Annotated in this window: 2 protein-coding genes; both read left to right on the top strand. The window is 69.7% G+C overall.

The window, feature by feature from the left end; genetic code table 11:
• Positions 1–2,250 (top strand): type I polyketide synthase (locus KN815_RS47305; protein WP_216347941.1); only part of this gene is annotated, 2,250 nt, incomplete at its 5' end.
• Between the two features lie 18 nt (positions 2,251–2,268).
• A partial coding sequence (locus KN815_RS47300) for a type I polyketide synthase (protein WP_216347940.1) occupies positions 2,269–4,037 on the top strand: 1,769 nt, incomplete at its 3' end.

Here is a 4,037-nt window from a genome sequence, read left to right as displayed (position 1 = left end):
GTGCGGGCGGCGTGGCGGTCGGATGGTGCGGTGTATGCGGAGGTGGCGCTGCCGGAGGAGCATCGGGTCCAGGCGGCGGGGTTCGGACTGCATCCGGCACTCCTCGACGCTGCCATGCACGCGGCCGCTTTCCAGCACCGTGCGGAACGCGCCGACCAGCGGACAGCCCTTCCCTTCGTCTGGCGGGATGTGGCGCTGCACGCCACGGGGGCCACGGCCTTGCGGGTACGAGTGGTCCCCACCGGAGAGGACACCCTGACCCTGGACCTGGCCGATGAGTCCGGTGCCCCAGTGGCTTCGGTGGGCTCGATGGTGTCCCGCCCGGTCGAGCCCGAGCAGTTCAAGACCGCCGCGACACACGACCGTCTGCTCCGCCCGGCTTGGGAGGAGACGGCGTTGACACCGGACGGCAGGCCACTGAACACGGTGCGGGTGGCCACGGCCGAGGACGTACGCGCACTGGCCGAGCGAGGCGGGCCGTTCGACGCCGTGACGGTCGAGGCGACCGACACCGGAAGCGTGCGTGAGCTGACCAGCCGCGTACTGGAGGTCGTCCAGGCGTGGACGACCGAACCCGCGCTGGACAGCACACGGATGGTCGTGCTGACCACAGGTGCGGTCGGCGTCGACCCGGGCGAGCGGGTCGACCCTGCCGTCGCCGCCGTATGGGGGCTGATCGGCACCGCGCAGTCGGAGAACACCGGGCGCATTCTGCTGGTGGACGTCGACAACGAGCCGTCCTCGTACGCGACGCTGAGCACCCTCGTCCCCGCTCTGTTCGCCGCCGATGAGACCCAGGCAGCGGTCCGCTCGGGAACGATTTTCCTGCGACGGCTCACCCGTGTCGTGGAGGTGCCCGAGGCCGAGCCAGTCGGTGTGGGTTTTGGTGGGACGGTGTTGGTCACGGGTGGTACGGGGGCGCTGGGTGCGGTCGTGGCGCGGCATCTGGTGGCGGTGCATGGGGTGCGGAGTCTGGTGTTGGCGAGTCGGAGCGGGCCTGAGGCCGCTGGCGCTGCCGAGTTGGAGGCGGAGCTGGTGAAGGCGGGCGCGCGCGTACGCATCGTGGCGTGTGATGTGGCGGATCGGGACGCGGTGGCCGGGCTGCTGGATGTGGTTCCAGTGGATGTTCCATTGTCGGCGGTGGTGCATACGGCCGGTGTTCTGGACGACGGTGTGCTGACGGCGTTGACGCCGGAGCGCATGGATGCGGTGTTCCGGTCGAAGGTGGACGGGGCGTTCCATCTGCATGAGCTGACCCGGGACCTGGACCTGTCGGCCTTCGTCTTATTCTCCTCCGCCGCCGGTACTTTCGGCAGTTCGGGGCAGGGCAACTACGCCGCCGCCAACGCCTGCCTCGACGCGCTGGCACGGCACCGGGCCGCCCACGGGCTTCCCGCGGTCTCCCTCGGCTGGGGTATGTGGGCCCAGGACGAGGGCATGACCGCCCAACTCGGCGACACCGACCACCGTCGGCTGGCACGCGACGGACTCGCCGCGCTGTCCCCGGCCGAGGGCATGGAACTCTTCGACACCGCGCTGCGTACGGCCGAACCCATGGTCCTCCCCATCAAGCTGGACCTCGGCGCACTGCGGGCCCAGGCCGCCACCGGGGCGGTGCCGCCGCTGCTGCGCGGGCTGGTCCCCCAGCCCCGGCGGATCCGGCAGAAGGCCCGGTCGGCGCATGCGCACGACGCCGACGCGCTCACCGTACGGCTGGCCGGGGCGGGCTCCACGGACCGGCAGGCGATCCTTCTCGACCTGGTCCGGCAGGAGGCGGCGTATGTGCTCGGCTACGCATCGGCCGGTCGTATCGGCCCCGATACCGCCTTCACCGACATCGGCTTCGACTCGCTCACGGTGATAGAGCTACGGGACCGGCTCCTCGCCCGCACCGGGCTGCGACTCCCCGCCACGTTCGCCTTCGACTTCCCCACCCCGCTGACCCTGGCGGACCACCTGACCACCCACCTGAGCGCCGACACCACCCAGGACCCGGACCCGGTACTGGCCGAAGTGGCGAGGCTCGAAGAACTGGTGGCCGCACGGCCACCGGACAGCGCCAAGGACACCGGCGCCGCCGCCCGGCTCCGGGCCCTGGCGGCCAAGCTCAGCACCGATGCCCCCGGGGCGGCCGGAGGCACCGACATCGAGGCGACGCTCGAAGCGGCGTCGGTCGACGACGTACTGGCCTTCATCGACGACGAGTTCGGAATCGTGGACCCGTCGGATTCCGACCGCGCCTACGAGTGAAGGGGAAGGTAACCTCCGGTGGACAACGACGACAAGCTGGTCCGGTACCTCAAGCGAGTGACCGCCGACCTGCACCAGGCGCGACAGCGGCTCACCGAGATCGAGGCCGGCTTGTCGGAGCCGATCGCGATCGTGGGGATGGCGTGCCGGTTGCCGGGCGGGGTGACCACACCGGAGGAGCTGTGGGATCTGGTGGTGTCCGGCGGGGACGCGGTCGGTGGGTTTCCGGAGGACCGTGGGTGGGACCTGGAGAACCTCTTCGACCCGGATCCGGATCATCCGGGCACCAGCTATGTCCGTGAGGGTGGTTTTCTGCGCCACGCGGGGGAGTTCGACGCTGCCTTCTTCGGGATCTCGCCGCGTGAGGCGCTGGCGATGGATCCGCAGCAGCGGTTGCTGCTGGAGACGTCGTGGGAGGCGCTGGAGCGCGCCGGAATCGACCCAACGGGCCTGCGCGGTAAGGACGTCGGTGTCTACTTCGGCACCCTCAACCAGGACTACGCCACGGATGTGGACACGGTCCCCGAGGGGGTGGAGGGCTACCTGATGACGGGCAGCTCGGCGAGCGTGCTCACCGGGCGGGTCGCCTATGAGCTGGGGTTCGAGGGCCCGGCGATGACCATCGACACGGCATGCTCCTCCTCACTGGTGGGCTTGCATCTGGCCGCGCAGGCGCTGCGGTCGGGGGAGTGCTCGATGGCGCTGGCCGGAGGCGCCACCGTCATGTCCACCCCCAGCGCCTTCGTCGGCTTCTCGCGGCAGCGGGGCATGGCCGAAGACGGCCGCTGCAAGTCGTTCGCGGCGTCGGCGGATGGTACGGGGTGGGCCGAGGGTGTGGGCGTGCTGGTGCTGGAGCGCTTGTCGGATGCTGAGCGGCGTGGCCATCGGGTGTTGGCGGTGGTGCGGGGCAGTGCGGTGAATCAGGACGGTGCGTCCAATGGACTGACAGCGCCGAACGGTCCGTCACAACAGCGTGTCATCCGGCAGGCGTTGACCGGAGCGGGGCTGGTGGCGGCGGATGTGGATGCGGTCGAGGGACATGGCACGGGCACCACGCTGGGTGATCCGATCGAGGTTCAGGCATTGATGGCGACCTATGGTCAGGGTCGGCCTGAGGGGTGTCCTTTGTGGTTGGGGTCGTTGAAGTCGAATATTGGTCATGCGCAGGCGGCTGCGGGTGTGGCTGGTGTGATCAAGATGGTGTTGGCGTTGCGGTTTGGGGTGTTGCCGAGGACGTTGCATGTGGATGAGCCGTCGTCGCGGGTGGATTGGTCGGCGGGTGCGGTGGAGTTGCTGGTCGAGGAGCGGGTGTGGCCGGAGGTGGGGCGTCCGCGTCGGGCTGGGGTGTCGGGGTTTGGTGTGAGTGGGACGAATGCGCATGTGATTTTGGAGCAGGCTCCGGACCGGTCGGGGGATGGTGTCCTGAGGTCGGAGGTGCCGGGTGGTGTGGTGCCGTTGGCGGTGTCGGGGCGTGGCGATGCGGGGTTGCGGGCGCAGGCACGGCGCTTGTTGGACGTCATCGAGCGAAGGCCGGATGTGGATCTGGACCATCTGGCACGGTCATTGGCGGCGTCGCGGGCGGCGTTGTCGGAACGCGCGGTGGTGCTGGCGGGCGACCGGAGTGAGGCCGCGGCGGGGTTGGAGGCCATGGCAGGAGGTCAGGTGGCCGGTCGCGATGTAGTGGGAAGGGCGGATGTTCGGGGTCGGGTGGTGTTTGTTTTTCCTGGTCAGGGGGCGCAGTGGGTGGGTATGGGGGCTGAGTTGTTGGAGTCGTGTGGGGTGTTCGC

Source organism: Streptomyces niphimycinicus (assembly GCF_018883605.1).
Lineage (GTDB): Bacteria > Actinomycetota > Actinomycetes > Streptomycetales > Streptomycetaceae > Streptomyces > Streptomyces niphimycinicus.
The sequence above is the reverse complement of the archived record's forward strand: the minus strand, read 5'-3'. Positions and strand labels throughout refer to the sequence as shown.